The organism is Kitasatospora sp. NPDC127035 (genome assembly GCF_042726075.1).
In the GTDB taxonomy this organism is placed as follows: domain Bacteria; phylum Actinomycetota; class Actinomycetes; order Streptomycetales; family Streptomycetaceae; genus Kitasatospora.
On the sequence record NZ_JBHXDN010000032.1, the window covers coordinates 83,913 to 103,506 of the forward strand.

19 protein-coding genes are annotated in these 19,594 nt (G+C 72.8%); 14 read left to right on the top strand and 5 right to left on the bottom strand.

The annotated features are described in order from the left end of the window. Positions 1–2: 2 nt before the first annotated feature. Together ACFWIC_RS22295 and ACFWIC_RS22300 are read right to left on the bottom strand one after the other, a co-directional pair. Positions 3–350 carry a hypothetical protein gene (locus ACFWIC_RS22295; RefSeq protein ID WP_329883446.1) on the bottom strand — a complete coding sequence of 116 codons (348 nt, stop codon included), beginning with the start codon at positions 348–350 and terminating at the stop codon, positions 3–5. A 153-nt stretch (positions 351–503) separates the two neighbouring features. After that, a complete protein-coding gene (locus ACFWIC_RS22300; protein ID WP_329883447.1) occupies positions 504–1,178 on the bottom strand; it encodes a FadR/GntR family transcriptional regulator in 675 nt (224 codons plus the stop codon). Between the two features lie 86 nt (positions 1,179–1,264). On the opposite strand from ACFWIC_RS22300, the gene ACFWIC_RS22305 reads away from it, so the two are divergent. The 3 genes from ACFWIC_RS22305 (at position 1,265) to ACFWIC_RS22315 (ending at position 3,455) form a co-directional block, all read left to right on the top strand. Then, positions 1,265–2,575, top strand: a complete 1,311-nt coding sequence (locus tag ACFWIC_RS22305; RefSeq protein ID WP_329949596.1) for an MFS transporter — start codon at positions 1,265–1,267, stop codon at positions 2,573–2,575. Positions 2,576–2,693: 118 nt separating this feature from the next. Further along, the gene (locus ACFWIC_RS22310) at positions 2,694–2,816 is read left to right on the top strand and encodes an SGM_5486 family transporter-associated protein (protein WP_329883449.1); all 123 of its coding nucleotides are present in this window, start codon (positions 2,694–2,696) and stop codon (positions 2,814–2,816) included. Between the two features lie 111 nt (positions 2,817–2,927). Beyond that, entirely contained in the window at positions 2,928–3,455 is a 528-nt protein-coding gene (locus ACFWIC_RS22315) for a histidine phosphatase family protein (RefSeq protein WP_329883450.1), read from the top strand. A 150-nt stretch (positions 3,456–3,605) separates the two neighbouring features. Here ACFWIC_RS22315 and serB read toward each other — a convergent pair whose 3' ends face one another. Next, positions 3,606–4,862: a phosphoserine phosphatase SerB gene (serB, locus tag ACFWIC_RS22320; RefSeq protein WP_329883451.1), complete on the bottom strand. Its 1,257-nt coding sequence runs from the start codon at positions 4,860–4,862 to the stop codon at positions 3,606–3,608. A gap of 304 nt (positions 4,863–5,166) precedes the next feature. Here serB and ACFWIC_RS22325 point away from each other — a divergent pair, with 304 nt between their 5' ends. The 3 genes from ACFWIC_RS22325 (at position 5,167) to ACFWIC_RS22335 (ending at position 9,862) form a co-directional block, all read left to right on the top strand. Then, the gene (locus tag ACFWIC_RS22325; protein WP_380519840.1) at positions 5,167–7,770 is read left to right on the top strand and encodes an FHA domain-containing protein; all 2,604 of its coding nucleotides are present in this window, start codon (positions 5,167–5,169) and stop codon (positions 7,768–7,770) included. A gap of 348 nt (positions 7,771–8,118) precedes the next feature. Continuing rightward, positions 8,119–9,216, top strand: a complete 1,098-nt coding sequence (locus ACFWIC_RS22330; protein ID WP_329883465.1) for a GAF domain-containing sensor histidine kinase — start codon at positions 8,119–8,121, stop codon at positions 9,214–9,216. Beyond that, positions 9,209–9,862 carry a response regulator transcription factor gene (locus ACFWIC_RS22335; RefSeq protein ID WP_329883453.1) on the top strand — a complete coding sequence of 218 codons (654 nt, stop codon included), beginning with the start codon at positions 9,209–9,211 and terminating at the stop codon, positions 9,860–9,862. Before ACFWIC_RS22330 ends, ACFWIC_RS22335 begins: the two co-directional genes overlap by 8 nt. A gap of 86 nt (positions 9,863–9,948) precedes the next feature. Here ACFWIC_RS22335 and ACFWIC_RS22340 read toward each other — a convergent pair whose 3' ends face one another. Further along, positions 9,949–10,746, bottom strand: coding sequence for a hypothetical protein (locus tag ACFWIC_RS22340; protein ID WP_355401698.1), 798 nt, complete (start codon positions 10,744–10,746; stop codon positions 9,949–9,951). A gap of 149 nt (positions 10,747–10,895) precedes the next feature. Here ACFWIC_RS22340 and ACFWIC_RS22345 point away from each other — a divergent pair, with 149 nt between their 5' ends. The 7 genes from ACFWIC_RS22345 to ACFWIC_RS22375 all read left to right on the top strand — a co-directional run bounded on the left by ACFWIC_RS22345 (position 10,896) and on the right by ACFWIC_RS22375 (position 16,936). Continuing rightward, entirely contained in the window at positions 10,896–11,687 is a 792-nt protein-coding gene (locus ACFWIC_RS22345) for an ABC transporter ATP-binding protein (RefSeq protein WP_329883455.1), read from the top strand. Positions 11,688–11,892: 205 nt separating this feature from the next. Further along, positions 11,893–12,315, top strand: coding sequence for an NfeD family protein (locus tag ACFWIC_RS22350; RefSeq protein ID WP_329883456.1), 423 nt, complete (start codon positions 11,893–11,895; stop codon positions 12,313–12,315). Positions 12,316–12,325: 10 nt separating this feature from the next. Next, positions 12,326–13,381, top strand: a complete 1,056-nt coding sequence (locus ACFWIC_RS22355) for an SPFH domain-containing protein (protein WP_327682004.1) — start codon at positions 12,326–12,328, stop codon at positions 13,379–13,381. A gap of 199 nt (positions 13,382–13,580) precedes the next feature. Beyond that, positions 13,581–14,339, top strand: a complete 759-nt coding sequence (locus ACFWIC_RS22360; RefSeq protein ID WP_329949599.1) for a sulfite exporter TauE/SafE family protein — start codon at positions 13,581–13,583, stop codon at positions 14,337–14,339. A 17-nt stretch (positions 14,340–14,356) separates the two neighbouring features. Beyond that, the gene (locus tag ACFWIC_RS22365; protein WP_329949600.1) at positions 14,357–14,533 is read left to right on the top strand and encodes a DUF1272 domain-containing protein; all 177 of its coding nucleotides are present in this window, start codon (positions 14,357–14,359) and stop codon (positions 14,531–14,533) included. Positions 14,534–14,575: 42 nt separating this feature from the next. Further along, a complete protein-coding gene (locus ACFWIC_RS22370) occupies positions 14,576–14,878 on the top strand; it encodes a 4a-hydroxytetrahydrobiopterin dehydratase (protein ID WP_329883459.1) in 303 nt (100 codons plus the stop codon). Positions 14,879–15,031: 153 nt separating this feature from the next. Beyond that, positions 15,032–16,936: a PQQ-binding-like beta-propeller repeat protein gene (locus tag ACFWIC_RS22375; RefSeq protein ID WP_380519841.1), complete on the top strand. Its 1,905-nt coding sequence runs from the start codon at positions 15,032–15,034 to the stop codon at positions 16,934–16,936. 85 nt (positions 16,937–17,021) lie between these two features. Here ACFWIC_RS22375 and ACFWIC_RS22380 read toward each other — a convergent pair whose 3' ends face one another. Further along, positions 17,022–17,558, bottom strand: a complete 537-nt coding sequence (locus tag ACFWIC_RS22380; protein WP_329949166.1) for an HNH endonuclease — start codon at positions 17,556–17,558, stop codon at positions 17,022–17,024. 316 nt (positions 17,559–17,874) lie between these two features. Here ACFWIC_RS22380 and tyrS point away from each other — a divergent pair, with 316 nt between their 5' ends. After that, positions 17,875–19,140, top strand: a complete 1,266-nt coding sequence (gene tyrS, locus ACFWIC_RS22385; RefSeq protein ID WP_329949167.1) for a tyrosine--tRNA ligase — start codon at positions 17,875–17,877, stop codon at positions 19,138–19,140. Positions 19,141–19,594 lie beyond the last annotated feature (454 nt).

Here is a 19,594-nt window from a genome sequence, read left to right on the forward strand (position 1 = left end):
GGTCAAGCCTTTCCGGTGAACGAGGTGGCGATGCCGTGCTCGACGTCCAGGTAGTTGGTGTGGGTCTGGCGCATCATCCCGGCCTCCTGGTTGAGCCGGCCGTTCAGCTGGGACACCTGCTCGTGCCACTCCCGGAGTGCTCCGCGCAACGCGGCGGCGGTGTCCCATCCGCTCAGCCCCGCCGCGGCCGCTCCGGTCGCCTCGTCGGCGGTCCTCCCGGCCGCGGTGCTGTCGCCGGCGATGCCGTCGAGCGCGGTGGCCGCCCGGTCGATCGCCGCCGTGGACACCTTCGTCGGCGTTCCGCCGCCCGGGCCCTGGCCCTGGCCCGACTTCAGGTCCGGATCCGCCATCGCTGCTCCCCGTCGTGCCCGCACCCGGGTCGCAACCCGGCCGTCTACGAAGTGTGACGGGACGTTAGCACGCCGAAACCCCCCTCCCGCCGGGTTCGCGGGCCGTTCCGGGGGCGTTCCGGCCGGGGTCCGGACCGGCCGGGTCCGTGCGGGTCAGGGCCGGCCGTCGGTGCAGGTGCCGATGGCGCGGCCGGCCTCGTGGGAGGCACGCCGGGGGTCGCGGGCGCGGATGGCGTCGACGATCTTGTCGTGGCCGAGGTAGCGCTCGGCGATGAGCTCGGGGCCGACGTCGTGGCGCAGGTGGGCGCGGGTGACCTCGCCGAGGTCGGCGTAGACGGCGGCGAGGACGTCGTTGTGCGCGGCGGCGACGACGGCCTGGTGGAAGGCGGCGTCGGCCTGGATGAAGTCCTCGGCGTCGCCGGAGCGCCAGGCGTCCTCGCGGCGCGCCAGGGCGGCGTCGAGGAGGGCGAGGTCGCGGTCGGTGCGGCGGTCGGCGGCGAGGCCGGCGGCGGAGGTCTCCAGGGTGACGCGCAGTTCCGCGACGTGGGCCTGGTCGGCGTCGGCGAAGCGGCGGTGCATGACGCCGGCCAGTTCGCTGGTGGCGAGGACGTAGGTGCCGGAGCCCTGGCGGATGTCGAGCAACCCGTTGTGGGCGAGGGCGCGGACGGCCTCGCGGACGGTGTTCCGCGCCACACCCAGCTGCTCGACGAGGGCGGCCTCCGTGGGGATGCGGGAGCCGACGGGCCACTCGCCGGAGGTGATCTGGGCGCGCAGCTGGGCGATCACCTGGTCGGACAGCGGGGTGCGCCTCGGCGAGGACAGCGCCACGGGGGACTCCTTGGGGTCGAGTGGGTCGGGCCATCATGCCAACTCAAGGATGCGCTAATTCATCCCATCATTCTATGATGGCCGGCATGTCGTCCGCAGCAGACACCGCAGCCTCGCCCGATACCGATACCGACACTGGTGCCGGTACCGGGACCCGACCGCAGACCGAGCGGCCCGCCCCGCCCCGCCGCAGCCACCTCGGCTGGCTGTTCGCCGTCGCGATCGCCGCCGCGGCCTTCAACCTCCGCCCGGTGGTCACCAGCCTCGGGCCGCTGCTCGACCAGGTCCGGGCCGACCTCGGGATGAATCCCACCGTGGCCGGGCTGCTCACCGCCGTGCCCTCGCTCTGCTTCGCCCTCTTCGGTTTCGCCGCGCCCGGCCTCGCGCGCCGGCTCGGCCCGATCGCGGTGGTCACGGCCGGGCTCGGGGCGATCACCGCGGGCGTGCTGGCCCGTTCCTTCGCCGGTGGCACGGCCGTCTTCCTGCTGCTCACCGCGCTGGCGCTGGCCGGTGTCGCGGTCGCCAACGTGCTGATCCCGGTGGTGATCAAGCGGTACTTCCCGGAGAAGGTCGGGCCGATGATCGGCCTGTACTCGATGGCACTGTCGGCCGGCACCGCGCTCGCCGCCGCCGTCACCGTGCCGCTGACCGGCGCGCTCGGCGGGGACTGGCGGTTCGGCCTGGGTGTCTGGGCCGCGCTCGGTGCGGTCGCCCTGCTGCTCTGGCTGCCCGTCCTGCTGTCCCGGCGGCGCGAGAGCGGTGGGCAGGCCAACGGCCGGGGGGCCGGGAAGCTGCCGATCACCCGCAGCCGGACCGCGTGGGCGCTGGCCTGCTTCTTCGGCTTCCAGGCCACCGGCGCGTACGTGGTGATGGGCTGGCTGCCGAAGATCTTCCAGGACGCCGGCGTCTCCGAGGGCACGTCGGGCGTGCTGCTGGCGCTGACCATGGTGATCGGCGTGCCGGTCTCCTTCGTCCTGCCCAACCTGGCCGCCCGCCGGGGCGACCAGCGGCTCTTCGTGGTGGTCCTGGCCTCCTGCGGCATCGCCGGGTACTCCGGGCTCGCACTGGCCCCGTCCACCGCGCCGTGGGCGTGGGCGATCCTGGTGGGCCTCTCCAACTGCGCGTTCCCGCTGGTGCTGACCATGATCGGCCTGCGCGCCCGGACGGCCGGCGGCGTGGCCCAGCTCTCGGCCTTCGCCCAGGGCGTCGGCTACCTGATCTCGATCCCGGGGCCGATCCTGATCGGCCGCCTCTACGAGGCCACCGGCGAGTGGTACCTGCCGCTGGGCTTCCTGGCGGTGCTGCTGGTGCCGCAGATGCTGTTCGGCCTGCGGGCGGCGCGGGCCCGGTACATCGAGGACGAGGCGGTCCTGCCGGTGGCGGCGGCGGGGGCCTGAGGCCGCGCCGCGCGGCCGGGACGGGACGGGCGCGGGCCCCGGTCCGATCCCGGTCCGGCCCCGTCACCGGCCCGGGGCCGGTGACGGGCGGGGACGACCGGGGTGGGAGAATCCGGTCATGCCCGTACTCGACCCGAACCCCACCGACGGCCACAAGAAGCTGGGCCAGCTCGCCGCCGCGATCGGCGGCATCGTCGTGCTCCTGGTGATCGTGGCGATCATCGCCCGGAACCTGGGCTGAACCCCGCACCCACGTCCGGGTGAACACGCAGGACGGCGCTCCCACTCCGGAGAGTGGTGGCATCGGGCAGCACCGCGCTCCCGGGCGGCTTTTCTGCCAAGCTTGCTGGGTATGAGCGCCGACACGCCCCGCAGGATCATCGTTCTCCGCCACGCCAAGGCCGACTGGCCGAACGGCGTCGACGACCACGAGCGGCCGCTGGCCGATCGGGGCCGACACCAGGCACCGGAGGCCGGACGCTGGCTCGCCGACTCCGCCCTCAACCCCGACTACGTGCTCTGCTCCACCGCCCTGCGCACCCGTGAGACGTGGAAGCTCGCCGCCCACGAGCTGCCCAAGCGCTCCCGCAAGACGGTGTACGAGGACCGGGTGTACGAGGCCAGCCCCGGCGAGATCATCGCCGTCCTCCAGGAGACCCCGGACGACCACGCCGACCTCGTCCTGGTCGGCCACAACCCGGGTGTGCTCGGCCTGACCCAGGTCCTGGCCGGCGACGAGGGGGACCGCGAAGCGCTGGAGCGGCTGCGGCTCGGGGGCTTCCCCACCGCGGGCGTCGCGGTGCTCAGCTTCAGCGGCTCGTGGAAGAACGTCGAGCCGGGCGTCGCCGCACTGGTCTCGTACTTCACGCCGCAGGAGTGAGCCGGGACGCCGGTGCGGACGCGCGGCGGACACGCGGCGGACGCGCACGGCGGACGAACAGCTGATGCGTCGCTGACGTACGGCCGACGCACAAGGGGGCGCGCGGATCTGGTCCGCGCGCCCCTCGTCGTCTTCCGTGCCGGGTACGGGCTACTCGGCCGGCTGGCCGTCCAGCACGTCGGCCGCCTCGACCTCCTCGCGGGTGATCCCGAGCAGGTACAGCACGGTGTCCAGGAACGGCACGTTCACCGCGGTGTCCGCGGCCTCCCGCACCACCGGCTTGGCGTTGAACGCCACGCCCAGCCCGGCCGCGTTCAGCATGTCCAGGTCGTTGGCGCCGTCGCCGATCGCCACCGTCTGCTCCAGCGGCACCTTGGCCTGCTCGGCGAACCGGGCCAGCCAGCGCGCCTTGCCCGCCCGGTCGACGATGTCGCCCACCACCCGGCCGGTGAACTTGCCGTCCTTCTCCTCCAGGGTGTTGGCCGCCGCGTAGTCCAGCCCCAGCTGCTCCACCAGGTGGTCGGTGACCTGGGTGAACCCGCCGGAGACCACCGCGACCTGGTAGCCCAGCCGCTGAAGCGTCCGGATCAGCGTGCGCGCCCCCGGCGTGAACCGGACCTCCGCGCGCACCTTCTCCGTCACCCCGGCGTCCAGGCCGGCCAGGAGCGCCACGCGGGCGCGCAGCGACTCCGCGAAGTCCAGCTCGCCGCGCATCGCCGCCGCGGTCACCTCGGCGACCTCCTGCTCGCAGCCCGCGTGGGCGGCGAACAGCTCGATCACCTCGTCCTGGATCAGGGTCGAGTCGACGTCCATGACCACCAGCCGCTTGGCCCGCCGCTCCAGCCCGGACGCCACCACCGCGACGTCCACCCGCTGGGTGGCCGCCTCCTGCGCCAGCTCGGCGCGCAGCCGGTCGGTGGCCACGCCCGAGACGGTCAGCTCGACGGCGGTAACCGGGTACTTGGCGAGCCGGAAGACACGGTCGATGTTGCCGTCGGCGGCGGTGATCCGGGAGGTGAGCGCGGCGACGGCGGAGGCGGTCAGCGGGTGGCCGAGGACGGTGACGTGCGAGCGGCCCTCGCGGCGCGGCCGGTTGTCGCCGATGCCGGACAGGATCTCGGCCTGGAGCTTCTGCTCCTCGGCCCAGCGGTGCACGACGGACCGCAGCCCGCCCTCGGCGCCGGGTGCGCCGGGAGGAGTGACCAGGGCGCAGAGCGTTATCCGGCCACGGGTCACCACCTGCTCGATGTCGATGACGTCGACGCCGAACCCGGCCAGGGTGGCGAAGAGACCGGCGGTGATGCCGGGGCGGTCCTTGCCGAACACCTTGACGAGCAGGGTGCGCTCGTCCTCGGTCCGGGGCTGCGGGGCGGGGAACGGCTCTGCGGCCAAGGGCGATGCGTTCATGGTGCCTCCCACGCTACCCGCCGCCCGACGGGGCCACGGCACCCGTCCGCGTCGTGGACGCACCGGGACGCACCGGGCGACGCCGGGCGCGCGCCCGTGGACATGCGGTGGACGTGCCGCGTACGCGCCGTGGACGCACGGTTCGGGGGCCGTCCGCGAATCGTTGCCGCCTGGTCACAGTCACCGGGGGTGACTTTCACGGACGACCGGGGGGCTGGAATGATTCCCCCGTCAGATTGACGATCATTTCGCCCCGGGACGGGGCGCACCATCGGGGGAACCGAGAGAGCGGGGCAGGCGAGCAGTGCCGCAACTCGTCATCGAGATCAACGGACAGCAGCGGACTCTGGAGCCCGGGCGGTCCTACACCATCGGTCGCAACCCGCAGTCGGACTTCCCGTTCGACGACGCGCGGGTGTCGTGGCACCACGCCACCATCTCCTTCAACGGGGCCGGCTGGCAGCTGGACGACCACGGGAGCACCAACGGGACCTACACCGCCGGCGCCCGCACCATGCAGGCCCAGCTCTTCCCGGGAGCCGTGGTCAACCTCGGCAACGCCGAGAACGGCCCCCGGCTCTCCTTCTCCGCGCCGGCGCAGGCCGCCGCCCAGGCCCCGGCCTGGCACGAGGCCGCCACCAGCCGCAGCGCCGCACCGGAGGCCCACGCCGCCCAGCAGCAGGCGCAGCAGCCGTGGGCCCAGCAGCCCCCGGCGGCCCAGCAGCCGTACCCGCAGCAGGCCCAGCAGGCCCAGCCCCAGTGGCCGGGTCAGCAGCAGCCGTTCCCGCAGCAGCAGGCGCGGCAGCCGTACCCGCCGCAGCAGGGCTTCCCGCACCAGCAGGGGTTCCCGCAGCAGGGCGCCGCGCCGCACGAGGGCCCCGGCGGCCCGCAGCCGACGGTCATCCGCAACCTGACCGCCGGCATGAACACCATCCGGATCGGCCGCGCGCTCGACAACGACATCGTCGTCTCCGACCTCCAGGTCTCCCGCCACCACGCCGAACTGCGCCAGCTGCCCGACGGCCGGTACGAGATCGTCGACCTCGGCAGCCACAACGGCATCTTCCTCAACGGCCAGCGGGTCGAGCGCCAGCTCATCGGCCCGCAGGACCGCCTGACCGTCGGCCACTCCAGCTTCGTCCTGGTCGGGGACCAGCTCCAGGAGTTCGTCGACACCGGCGCGGTCTCCTTCTCCGCCCGCCACCTGACCGTCGAGGTCGACTTCAAGGGCGGCAAGAAGGTCCTGCTCAACGACGTCAGCTTCGGCGTCCCGGAGAAGTCCCTGGTCGCCGTCATCGGCCCGTCCGGCTCCGGCAAGTCGACCCTGCTGCGCGCCCTCACCGGTTACCGCCCGGCCGACCGCGGCGACGTCCTCTACGACGGCCGCAACCTCTACAAGCAGTTCGCCGAGCTGCGTTCGCGCATCGGCCTGGTGCCGCAGTCGGAGATCCTGCACAAGGAACTGACCGTCCGCAACGGCCTCAAGTACGCGGCCCGGCTGCGCTTCCCCGGTGACACCGAGGCGCGCGAGCGCGAGGCGCGGATCGACGAGGTGCTCTACGAGCTGCGCCTGGACAAGCGCGCGGACAACCGGATCACGGCGCTCTCCGGCGGTCAGCAGAAGCGCGTCTCGGTCGCCCTGGAGCTGCTCACCAAGCCGTCGCTGATCTTCCTGGACGAGCCCACCTCGGGCCTCGACCCGGGCATGGACCGCGAGGTCATGCAGATGCTGCGCGGCCTCGCCGACGACGGCCGCACCATCCTGGTCGTCACCCACTCGGTGGCCGAACTCGCGCTCTGCGACCGGCTGCTGGTGATGGCACCGGGTGGTTCGGTGGCCTACTTCGGCCCGCCGGACGAGGCGCTGCACTTCTTCGGGTACGAGACCTGGGCCGACGTCTTCCAGGCCTTCGAGAACTACCCGGACCACGACTGGGCCGGCCGCTACCGCGGTTCGGTGCACTACCAGCAGTACTCGGCCGACGTGGAATCCGGTGCCGTGCAGTCCGCCCAGATCGTGCAGGAGGCGGTCCGCCCGCCGAAGCCGCAGAGCTGGGGCTCGCAGCTGTGGACGCTGATCCGCCGCTACGCCTCGGTGCTCGCCTCCGACCGCGGCTTCCTGGCCCTGTCGGTGCTGCTGCCCGCGGTGCTCGGCGCGGTCAGCGTGCTGATCCCGAACGAACCCGGCCTCGCCCCGAACCCGAAGTCGCAGCTCGGCCTCAACAGCGGCGCGGCGACGATCATGCTGATCCTGGCGATCGGGGCGTGCTTCTCCGGGGCGGCCAACTCGGTCCGCGAGCTGATCAAGGAACGGGCGATCTACGAACGGGAACGGGCCACCGGGCTCTCCCGCTCGGCGTACATGATGTCCAAGATCATCGTGCTGGGGTTCTTCAGCGTGATCCAGGGCGCGATCATCTCCGCCGTCGGCTTCCTGCCGCGCAAGCTGCCCGCGCACGGCCTGGTCTTCAAGGACCTGCCCATCATCGAGATGAGCTTCGGCCTCATCCTGCTGAGCTTCGCCTCGATGATGTTCGGCCTGGCGATCTCGGCCCTGGTCAAGACCGCCGAGAAGACCATGCCGCTGCTGGTCATGTTCGCGATCATCCAGGTCGTCTTCACCGGCTGCCTCTTCCAGATCTTCTCCAAGCCCGGCCTGGAGCAGTTCGCCTGGCTGATGCCCGCCCGCTGGGGCACCGGCATGGTCGCCACCACGCTCGACCTCTCGCACCTGCTCGGCCCCTGGAACAAGGACTTCCAGAACCCCGAGTACGACGCGCTCTGGGGCCACAACTCGGGCCAGTTCTGGTTCGACGCCGGCGTGCTGATCGCGATGTCGGTCGTCATCGGCGTCATCGTGACCCGCCTCCAGCGCCGGCACGAGCCCGAGGTCATGCAGAAGGGCTGACCCCTTCACGTTCCGCCGAGGGGCGGCCCCCCCGACCGGGGTGGGCCGCCCCTCGGCGTTCCCGGGCCGTTTCAGGGCAGTGCCCGGGCCGTTTCAGGGCAGTGCCCGGGCACGACCGCGCCGTGCGACCTAGGTCTCCGGACCCGGGCCCCGCCCTGCCGGGGACCGACGCGACCGCCGCGCGGGCGGCGGTAGGTTGGCCGTATGCCCCCCGTGCCCAGCAACCACCGGCACGCCGGCCTGCTGCCCGTCGACCGCATCCCGGTCGGCCCGCCGCCGGACGGCTCCCTGCCCGCCTGTGAACCGTGCCTCGCCGGCATCGAGGCCGTCAGCCAGGCCCTCCTCGGGATGAGCCGCCACCTGGAGGTCCGCGAGGTCCTGCGCCGGATCACCGCCTCCGCCCGTCGCCTGCTCGGCGCCGAGTACGCGGCCCTCGGCGTCCCCGACGACCACGGCGGCTTCGCCCAGTTCGTCGTCGACGGCGTCACCGACGAGCAGTGGAAGGCCATCGGCCCGCTGCCCCGCCAGCACGGCGTCCTCGCCGCGATGCTCCACGAGAGCGGCCCGGTCCGGCTCGCCGACGTCCGGCAGGCCCCCTCCTTCGGCGGCTGGCCCTCCGCCCACCCCGAGCTCGGCGCCTTCCTCGGCATGCCCATCGTCGACACCGACCACGCCGACGACGAACCCGAGGTCCTCGGCGTCATCTACCTCGCCAACAAGCAGGGCGGCGGCGGCTTCACCGACCACGACGAGGAACTCCTGCGGATACTCGCCGCCCACGCGGCCCTCGCCCTCTACAACGCCCGCCTGTACGAGCGCAGCCGCGAGCTCACCCTCGCCGGCGAACGCGCCCGGATCGCCCACGACCTGCACGACGCCGTCTCGCAGAAGCTGTTCTCGCTGCGCCTCACCGCCAAGGCCGCCGCCAAGCTCGTCGACCGCGACCCCGTCCGCGCCCGCGCCGAACTCGCCGAGGTCGGCCGGCTCGCCGCCGAGGCCGCCGACGAACTGCGCGCCGTCGTCGTCGAGCTGCGCCCCGCGGCCCTGGAGGAGGACGGCCTCAGCGCCACCCTCGCCTCCCAGGTACAGGTCCTCGACCGCGCCCACGGCGCCGACATCGCCTTCGCCGCCGACGGCGTGCGCGCCCTGCCGGCGGCCCAGGAGGCGGCCATGCTGCGGGTCGCCCAGGAGGCCCTGCACAACGCGCTGCGCCACTCCGAGGCCCGCCGCGTCACCGTCACCCTGGCCGGCACGCCCGGTCGCGGCGCCGTGCTGCGGGTCAGCGACAACGGCCGGGGCTTCGACCCCGACTCCGTGCGCCGGGCCGGCCGTCACCTCGGCCTGGCCTCGATGCGCGACCGCGCCGCCGCCGTCGGCGGCCGGCTCACCCTGGACTCGGCCCCCGGCAGGGGAACGGTCGTCGAGATGGAGGTCCCCGGTGCCTGACACCGTGTCCGCGATCCGGGTCCTGCTGGTCGACGACCACCAGGTGGTCCGCCGGGGCCTGCGCACCTTCCTGGAGGTGCAGGACGACATCGAGGTGGTCGGCGAGGCCGCCGACGGCGCGGAGGGCGTCGACCGGGCCCGCGCGCTCGACCCGGACGTCGTGCTGATGGACCTCAAGATGCCGGGCGTGGACGGCATCGAGGCGCTGCGCACGCTCAAGGAGGAGGGCAGCCGGGCCCGGATCCTGATCGTCACCAGCTTCACCGAGCACCGCACGATGGTTCCCGCCCTGCGGGCCGGCGCCGCCGGGTACGTCTACAAGGACGTCGACCCGGAGGCGCTGGCCGGTGCGATCCGCTCGGTCCACGCGGGCCACGTGCTGCTCCAGCCGGAGCTGGCCGAGGCCCTGCTCGCCGACGACGGCCCGCGTGCCCCGCAGGGCCGCGGCGGCACCCTCACCGAGCGCGAGCGCGAGGTGCTCGGGCACATCGCGGACGGCCGCTCCAACCGGGAGATCGCGCGCAGCCTGCACCTGTCCGAGAAGACGGTGAAGACGCACGTCTCCAACATCCTGATGAAGCTGGACCTCGCCGACCGCACCCAGGCCGCGCTCTGGGCCGTCCGGCACGGTGAGTCCCGGCCGTAGACCCGCGGGCCGAAGCCCGGGCCGACCGACCGACCCGACCGATTCCGGCCGATCTCGGCGGGGTCGGTCCCGGGGCCGCACCGCTCCTACGGGCGCTCGTCCACCAGCGCGTTGTACGCCGCCACCTGCGCACGGCGGGCGGTCCGCCAGAGCGGCGCCAGTACCGCCTGCCGGGCCGCGATCTCGGAGGCGCTGACCGCCGCGCCGTGGCTGCCGGAGGCGATCGACAACAACGCCGCGACCTGGCGCGCGGACTCCAGCACCCGGACGGCGCGCGGCGGGTAACCCGGTGCGAGCAGCTCGGCGTGCCCGCGCCGGCGGTACGCCTCCAGCGCCCGCAGCGCCTCCGGCCCCGCTCCGGCCACGTCCAGCCGGGTCAGCAGCAGCGTCGCCTGGCGCAGCCCGTCGGTCAGCTCGAACTCGGCCTCGTGCAGCGACGGCACGTCGGCCGGCGGGGCGTCGTTCACGTCGAGGCAGCGCCAGAGCACGGTCGCCGAGCGGTCCCCGGGCGGGCCGAACACCTCGACCTCGGGCACCAGCCCCAGCGGCACCCCGACGGCCAGCACCGCCTCGCCGGCGGCCAGCGCGCTCGCGTTGAACGGGGCCGGTCCGGTCAGGCCCAGCGGGTGCCCGGCCGACGGCAGCGCCAGCCGCAGCCCCTTCACACCGAGGACGCGCAGCCGGCCCAGGGCCCAGGTGAGCCCGTGCCGCTCGCCCGGGCCGTCCCCGGGCAGACCGGCCACCCGGTGGCTCTCGTCGTCCCCCAGGACCGCCGCGGCGGCGTTGTCGGGCGGCACCAGACCGGCCAGCAGGGCGTTGCCCCAGGCGGCCAGCCGTCCCGAACGGGGCTCTTCGTACGGATTGTCGGCAGGAGTCGCGAGCATCCGGCCAGCCTACGGAATCGGCGGTCATCCGCGTGGCGTAGGTTTGCCCATGCGCGTGCGGCGCACCCACCTCCGTGCCCACCGGCCGCCGGAGTAGGCTGCCCGCCCGCACCGACGGCCGTATTTCTGTTTTGGGGAAGGCGTAGGTCATGAGCGACGTGCTGGAGCTGGTGGACGTATCCGTGGTCCGGGAGGAGCGCGCGCTGGTCGACCAGGTCTCGTGGTCCATCTCCGAGGGCGAGCGCTGGGTCATCCTCGGCCCGAACGGCGCCGGCAAGACCACCCTGTTGCAGATCGCCTCCACGTACCTCTTCCCGACCTCCGGCAAGGTCACCGTGCTCGGCGAGAAGCTCGGCGAGGTCGACGTCTTCGAGCTGCGCTCCCGGGTCGGCCTGGCCGGCGCCGCCATGTTCGACAAGCTGCCCGCCGAGCAGACCGTGCTGCAGACCGTCCTCACCGCCGCCTACGGCATGACGGTCAGCTGGCGGGAGACCTACGAGCAGTCCGACGAGTCCCGGGCGCTGGCGCTGCTCGACCGCCTCGGCATGTCCGCCCTGACCGGCCGCAAGTTCGGCACCCTCTCCGAGGGCGAGCGCAAGCGCACCCTGATCGCCCGCGCCCTGATGACCGACCCCGAGCTGCTGCTGCTGGACGAGCCCGCCGCCGGCCTCGACCTCGGCGGCCGGGAGGACCTCGTCCGCCGCCTCGGCGCCCTGGCCCAGGACGAGTTCGCGCCGGCCATGGCCATGGTCACCCACCACGTCGAGGAGATCGCCCCGGGCTTCACCCACGTGCTGATGATCCGCCAGGGCAAGGTGCTCACCGCCGGGCCGATCGACACCGAGCTGACCGCGCGCAACCTGTCCAGGTGCTTCGGCCTGCCGCTCATGCTGGAGCGGCACGGCGACCGCTGGTCCGCCCAGGGCCTGCCGCTCGGCTGACCGGCGGCGGTCGGCGGCGGTCGGCGGCGTCCGGGAAGGGCCGGCGAACGGCGGTTTCCCGGGGCCGGGCCGGGGCAGCCCCGGGGAGGCACCGGACCCACTGAACTCCACTGAACTGGAACCGGTCGCACGTGCGACCGGTTTCCGCCCCTCCACCTGCGGGAACTGACCGCCTGGTAGGCCCTTCCCTCCCTAGGATGGACACGTGGACAGCTGGATCTGGTGGCTTCTGGTCGCCGTCGGCCTCGGTATACCGCTGGTGATCACGGTGATGCCGGAGTTCGCCATGTTCGCCGTCGGCGCGCTCGTCGCGGCCGGCGTGGCCGGTCTGGGCGCCGACCCGGTCTGGCAGGTACTGGCCTTCGTCGCGGCCACGGTCGCGCAGCTGGTCGTCGTCCGCCCCATCGCGTACCGGGCGCTGCGGAAGGGCCCGCAGATCAGAATGGGCATCGAGGCGCTGAAGGGCGCCACCGCGGTCGTCGCGGAAAGGGTCGACGGGGAGGGCGGACGGATCAAGCTCAACGGTGAGATCTGGTCGGCCCGCGCGCTCCACCCCGAGCAGGTCTACCAGCCGGGGCAGCAGGTCGACGTCGTCGAAATCCAGGGCGCGACCGCCCTGGTCGTCTAGGGGAGAGTCCGTGGAACCCGTCCTTATCGTCCTGGTCGTCCTGGTCGTGGTGGCCTTCATCGCGCTGATCAAGACGATTCAGGTCATCCCGCAGGCCAGCGCCGCGATCGTGGAGCGCTTCGGCCGCTACACCCGGACGCTCAACGCGGGGCTGAACATTGTCGTCCCGTTCATCGACCGCGTCCGCAACCGGATCGACCTGCGTGAGCAGGTCGTGCCGTTCCCGCCGCAGCCGGTGATCACCCAGGACAACCTGGTGGTCAACATCGACACGGTGATCTATTACCAGGTCACCGACGCCCGCGCGGCCACCTACGAGGTCGCCAGCTACATCCAGGCCATCGAGCAGCTCACCGTCACCACGCTGCGCAACATCATCGGCTCCATGGACCTGGAGTCCACCCTCACCTCGCGCGAGGTCATCAACGCCGGCCTGCGCGGGGTGCTGGACGAGGCCACCGGCAAGTGGGGCATCCGCGTCAACCGCGTCGAGCTGAAGGCGATCGAGCCGCCGACCTCCATCCAGGACTCGATGGAGAAGCAGATGCGCGCCGAGCGTGACAAGCGCGCCGCGATCCTCACCGCCGAGGGCAACCGGCAGTCCCAGATCCTGCGCGCCGAGGGTGAGAAGCAGGCCGAGGTGCTCAAGGCCGAGGGTGAGGCCCAGGCCGCGGTGCTGCGCGCCGACGGTGAGGCTGCCGCCATCCGGACCGTCTTCGAGGCGATCCACGAGGGCGACGCCGACCAGAAGCTGCTCGCCTACCAGTACCTGCAGACGCTGCCCGAGCTGGCCAAGGGCGACGCCAACAAGCTCTGGATCATCCCGAGCGAGATCGGCGACGCGCTCAAGGGCATCGGCGGCGCGTTCACCGGTGCGTCCGGCCTCGGCGGCGGCGCCAACGGCGCCGCGGTCGCCGCCCCGAGTGCCCCGGCCGCGCCGCCGGCCGCCACCCAGGTGCCGCTCGACCCGGCGGCCGGTCCGCGCCCGCTGGACACCGACACCAAGGGCTCCGCCCGGCCCCGGATCGACCCGCTCCGCGAGTACCGCAAGAGCGACCCGGAGTGATCCCCCGCCCCCCGGCCCCGGTGGCCGGGGGACCGCCCGAGGCCCGAGGGCCCGCCTCCCGTACCGCACGGGGCGGGCCCTCGGGCGCTTTCCGCGAGGGTGTGTCGAACATCCCGAATCGTGGGCGAGGCTGGATCGCCCACCCCGTGGTCCGGCATGATCGCCGCGGACGGGACAGGACCAGCGCGGGAGGTGGCTCATGACGACCTGGGAGGCGATCGCCGTCCTGGTGGCAGGTGTCGGTGCCGGAATGATCAATGTGATCGTCGGTTCGGGCACCCTGATCACCTTCCCCGTCCTGCTCGCCGTCGGGCTCCCCCCGGTCACCGCCAACGTCTCCAACTCCTTCGGTCTGGTCCCCGGCTCGCTCAGCGGCGTGATCGGCTACCGCCGGGAGCTGGCGGGCCAGGGCCGCCGGCTCGCCCGCTTCGGCACGGCCTCCCTGCTCGGCGGCGTACTCGGCGCCTACCTGCTGATCGAGCTGCCCAGCAGCGCCTTCGACGCGATCGTCCCGGTCCTGATCCTGCTCGCCCTGGTCCTGGTGATCGTCCAGCCCAGGGTGGCCAAGGCCGTCGCCGCGCGCCGCCGGCCCGACGGCGACCCGCACGGCGGCCCGCTGCTGCTCGTCGGTATCTTCCTCACCGGCATCTACGGCGGCTACTTCGGCGCCGCCCAGGGCGTCCTGCTGCTGGCCCTGATGGGGATGATGCTCCAGGATGACCTGCAGCGGATCAACGGGGTGAAGAACGCCCTCGCGATGATCGTCAACGGCGTCGCCGCCCTGTTCTTCCTCTTCACGTCGACCGTGAACTGGGCGGCCGCCGGACTGATCGCGGTCGGCTCGCTCGTCGGCGGCCTGGTCGGCGCCAAGGTCGGCCGGAAGCTGCCGCCGCAGGCCCTGCGCGCCGTGATCGTCGTCGTCGGCCTCGTGGCGGTCGTCAAACTGCTCGCGACCTAGAGCCGGGAAGGACCCCGATGGCCCTGGAGATGCGGGAGATCTGCGAGCGCTGCGAGGTGTCGCTGACGCCGGACGGCCCGGCCTCTATATGTTCCTACGAGTGCACCTTCTGTCCGGCGTGCACCGAGGCGACGGCCGCCGGCTGCCCCAACTGCGGCGGCGAACTGGTGCCCCGTCCGCGCCGGCGGAGCTGACACCCCTTTTCTCCTTCTGGTTCTGGTGATGGGAGCGGGCCGATGAGCCGAGCACGGCTGACCGAGGACGAGATCGAGGCCGGACTGGCCGGCCTGCCCGACTGGTCGCGCGACGGGGACTCCCTGGTCCGCACCGCCGAGGCGCCCGACTTCCCGGCCGGGATCCGGGCCGTGACCGCCGTCGCCGAGGCCGCCGAGGCGATGGACCACCACCCCGACATCGACATCCGCTGGCGCACGCTGCGCTTCGCCCTCTCCACCCACAGCGCCGGCGGGCTCACCGCCCTCGACCTCGCCCTCGCGGCCCGGATCGACACCATCCTGCGGACGGAGTCCGCCCGCTAGCGCGCGCGAAGCCCGGTCCCGTCCTGCCCGGTCCTGCCCCTGCCGCTGCCCCGGCCGGCGGTCCGATGCCCCTGTGGGCACACCGGAACCGTCCGCTCCGGGGCCGTGAGATGCTGACTGCCGTAGTACAGGCGGTCGGGAGGGACGGAACGGATGGCTCAGGACCCCCTCGGTGACGGTCGGCCGCAGCAGTACCAGGACCAGTGGCAGACGCAGCACGCGCCGCAGGAGTGGCCCGCCGGGTACGGCGAGTACGCCGACCAGAGCCGGCCTGGCGAGCCCGGGTACGCGTACGGTCCCGGCACGCAGCACCCGGAACAGGGGTACGGCGAGGCCGCCTACGGGCAGGGCGGGTACGTCGAGGGGCCCTACGGCCAGTACGGCCAGAGCCAGTACGACCAGAACCGGCCGTACCAGCCCTATCAGCAGTACCAGCCGTACTACCAGTACACCGACCACGAGCAGCAGCAGTACGCCCCGTACGCCGTCCCGCAGCAGCCGCAGCCGGCGGGGGAGGAGCTGTACGCGCCCGTCGGTGCCGAGTACTCCGCCGACGGCTACGTGCACGTGGAACCCGATCGGGAACCGGAACCGGAACCGGAGCCGGATCCCGAGCCGGCCCCCCACGCCGACCCGGAGGCGGAGCGGCCGGTACCGGCCGCCGGTCCCGCCGCCGCGTCGCCCACCCGGACCGGCCTCGCGGCCAGGGCCCGGGCCGCCACCGGCGCCGTCGTCTCAGCCGAGCACGCGCCGAGCAGGCGGGCCCTGGCCGTCCGGACCGGAGCCGGGGTCGCCGCGCTCGGCGTCCTGGTCGCGGCCGGACTGACGGTCGGCTCGGAGGGCGGCGGCCGCGCGTCCGCCGGCGCCGCCGCCGGCGGGGAGCCGGGGTTCACCGTCGCCCATGCCAAGACGTGGTCCGCCCGGTCCGGGTCCGACCGGCCGGTCGGTGACGACACCCTGGTCGGCAGCTGGCTGCTCGCCGACTCGGTGGTGCGCGCCGACGCGACCGGCGTGCACGCGTACGACCTGGAGGCCGGCACGCCCGTCTGGTCGGTCGAGCCGCCCGCCGCGGGTGCGGTGCCCTGCGGGCTCTCCCCGGACGTCAACGCGGCGGGCGTGGGAGCGGTGCTGTTCCGGGCCCAGGCCGACCCGAAGAGCCCCTGCGCCCTGGTGACCGCCGTCGACACCAAGGCCGGGAAGACCGCCTGGACCAAGACGCTCTCCGAGGCCAAGGGCCCCTACAACTCCCGGATCGGCGTCACCGAGGACAAGGTGATAGCCGTCGGCGACGACCACGTCGTCGCGTGGGAGTCGGCCGACGGCAAGGACGTCTGGCAGTACACCGGGCAGGGCAAGTTCTGCACGCTGTCCGGTGGCGTGGCCGGCCGGACCGTCCTGGTGGCCAGCTCCTGCGCCGACTCCACTCCCGTCGACCAGGCCGTCGCGCTGAACACCGTCGACGGCACGGTCGCCTGGTGGCGCGGCCTGAACAACCGGCCGAGGACGGCGACGGTGCTCTCCGCCGAGCCGGCTGTCGTCCTCACCACCGGGGAGAAGCCCGAGGACGACCGGGTGTTCGCCTGGGGCCAGGCCGGCGACCCGGCGGTCGAGATCCCGGTCGCCGACGCCGGGGGCCGGTTGGAGGTCGCCCACGGCGCGTTCTCGGCCACCCCGGGGGTGTACTTCCGGGACCGCACCATGGTCACCACCGTCACACCGGTGCCGAACGGCGGCGGTCAGGCCGCGGTGGTCGGCTACGACCTGGACAGCGGCAAGCAGCGCTGGAGGACGGTCGCCTCCGGCAAGGGCGCGGCCAGGGCGGTCGGCATCGACGGCGGCGCGCTGGTGCTCGCCTTCGACGAACGCCTGGACCAGCCCGCGCACCTCAGCCGCTTCGCCCTGGACGGCGGCCGGGAGACGGTCGGCGGCAACTTCCCGCCGGGGACGGGCTCCCTGCTGGTCTCCGGCCGGGTGCTGATCGGCGGCGGCCGGGTCGTCGCCGTCCCCGAGCACTCCACCAACTTCGGCACCGCGACCGGATACCAGGCCAAGGGCTGACCGGGCCGGTCGGTTCGCCCGCCCGGCCAGCTCACCCGCCCGGCCCGACCGCTCGTGCGTGGCGCGGTCGGGCCGGGCTCCGGACTCAGGCCGCGGAGTGCACGGTGGCCGGGACGACCTGGGCGGGCAGCCAGTCGGCCAGCTCCCGGACGTCCGAGCCACGCAGCCCCAGCGCCATCATCAGGGTGGCCTGCGGCGTCGGCACGAACGGCTTGCGCAGCAGCTTCATCCCCGCCTGCTCGGGCGTCCGGGCGGCCTTCCGCTGGTTGTCCTCGGCGCAGGCGGCCACGGTGTTCAGCCAACTGTCCTCACCACCCCGCGACTTGGGGTGCAGGTGGTCCACGGTGGTGGCCCGCCGCCCGCAGTAGGCGCACAGGTACTGGTCCCGGACGAGCACCCCACGCCGTGACCACGGAGCCTGTTGTCGGAACGGCACCCGGACGTACCGCTGGAGTCTGATCACCCGGGGTACCGGCACGGAGACCCCCGTCCCGCGGATGGTGCGCAGGGGATGCGCCTGTTCCACCACGGCCTTGTCCTGGAGTACCAGGACCACGGCGCGCTGGAGCGACACCGTCGTCAGCGGCTCGTAGCTTGCGTTCAGAACCAGCGTGCTGCGCACCTCGGCCACCCTTCTCAACGGGCGTGCCACGGCGGCACGACCGTCTCTACACACGTCACTGCCGCCGCACGGCGGTGGGACCACTGTGAAGGGGCTCAAGGCAGTCGAACAACGGAATTTCCGGTGGCGGTGAGGGGCCGGGCCCTTCCGGGGCCGTTCCCGCGAAGCCCGAGGCGGGAGCGTGTTCATGTCGGTCCGGGCGAAACTCGCTGGCCCCGACCGCGTAGGCTCTACCACGCTGGAGCCGTCCTGCACCGGGGCCCGACCGGACCGGGCCCACACCGGGCGGACGCCCGACCGAAGGAGAAGCGTGACCGTGACGGACATCGTCGACGAGCTGCGGTGGCGTGGGCTGATCGCCCTGTCCACCGACGAGGACGCACTGCGCAAGGCGTTCGCGGACGGCCCGGTCACGTTCTATTGCGGCTTCGACCCGACGGCCCCCAGCCTGCACCTCGGCAACCTGGTGCAGATCCTCACCATGCGCCGCATCCAGCAGGCGGGGAACCTCCCGCTGGGCCTGGTCGGCGGTGCCACCGGCCTGATCGGCGACCCGAAGCCCACCGCCGAGCGCGTGCTCAACGACCCCGAGACGGTGGCCGGCTGGGTGGAGCGCCTGCGTGGCCAGATCTCGCGCTTCCTCGACTTCGAGGGCCCGTACGCGGCGCGCATGGTCAACAACCTCGACTGGACCTCCGGGATGTCCGCGATCAGCCTGCTGCGCGACGTGGGCAAGTACTTCCGGGTCAACAACATGATCGCCAAGGAGGCCGTCTCCCGGCGGCTCAACTCCGACGCGGGTATCAGCTACACCGAGTTCAGCTACCAGATCCTCCAGGGCATGGACTACCTGGAGCTGAACCGCCGCTACGGCTGTGCGCTGCAGACCGGCGGCAGCGACCAGTGGGGCAACCTCACCGCCGGCACGGACCTGGTCCGCAAGGCCGACGGCAAGTCGGTGCACGCGCTGGCCACGCCGCTGATCGTCAAGGCGGACGGCACCAAGTTCGGCAAGACGGAGTCCGGCACGGTCTGGCTCGACCCGGAGCTGACCACTCCGTACGCCTTCTACCAGTTCTGGCTGAACGCGGACGACCGGGACGTCTCCAACTTCCTGCGGATCTTCAGCTTCCGCTCGAAGGAGGAGGTCGAGGAACTGGAGCGCGAGACCGGCGAGCGCCCCGCCGCCCGCCTCGCCCAGCGCGCGCTCGCCGAGGAGCTGACCACCCTCGTCCACGGTGCCGAGCAGTACGAGCGCGCGGTGGCCGCGTCCAAGGCGCTGTTCGGCCAGGGCGACCTTGCCGACCTGGAGGCCCCGACCCTGGCGGCGGCACTGGCCGAGGTCCCGAAGGCCCAGGTCGGTGAGCTTCAGCAGATCGTCGACCTGCTGGTCGCCGTCGGTCTGGCGCCCAGCAGGTCGGCGGCCCGTCGGACGATCAAGGAAGGCGGCGCCTACCTCAACAACGTCAAGGTGACGGACGAGGAGGCGGTCCCGACCGAGGCCGATCTGCTGCACGGTCGGTGGCTGGTCCTGCGTCGGGGCAAGCGGAACCTGGCGGCGGCGGAGCTGACCGCTTCGTGACTGAATCTCGACGCCGCTGAGCTGCGGCTTCGACCATCGAGGGCGGGATCCAGCCGGATCCCGCCCTCGATGTTTGACGATGTCCTCCAGGTGGCCTAGTGTTGAACGAGTCGCTGGAGCGGCCACCCCACTCAGCAAGTCCCACTCCCACTCGAATCTCATTTCGATTGGGTCGGTCGGCTTTTCCGCCGGCCGAGGCGGGAGTGAATTTCGAGCAACACTCGGAATGCGCTAATGTGGAGGTCGCCGCAAAAAGCGGACCCGGCCAGTTCGGGAAATCGGATGAATGAAACTCCGGGAAACGGAGCGGAAAACGTCTGGTAAGCTGGAAACACGAAAGAACGAAGCGCCCGGAGGGTCGGTGTGAAAGCCGCCTGAAGGAAGTGTCCGTTCCTTGAGAACTCAACAGCGTGCCAAAAGTCAACGCCAGATATGTTGACATCCCCGGCCTCGG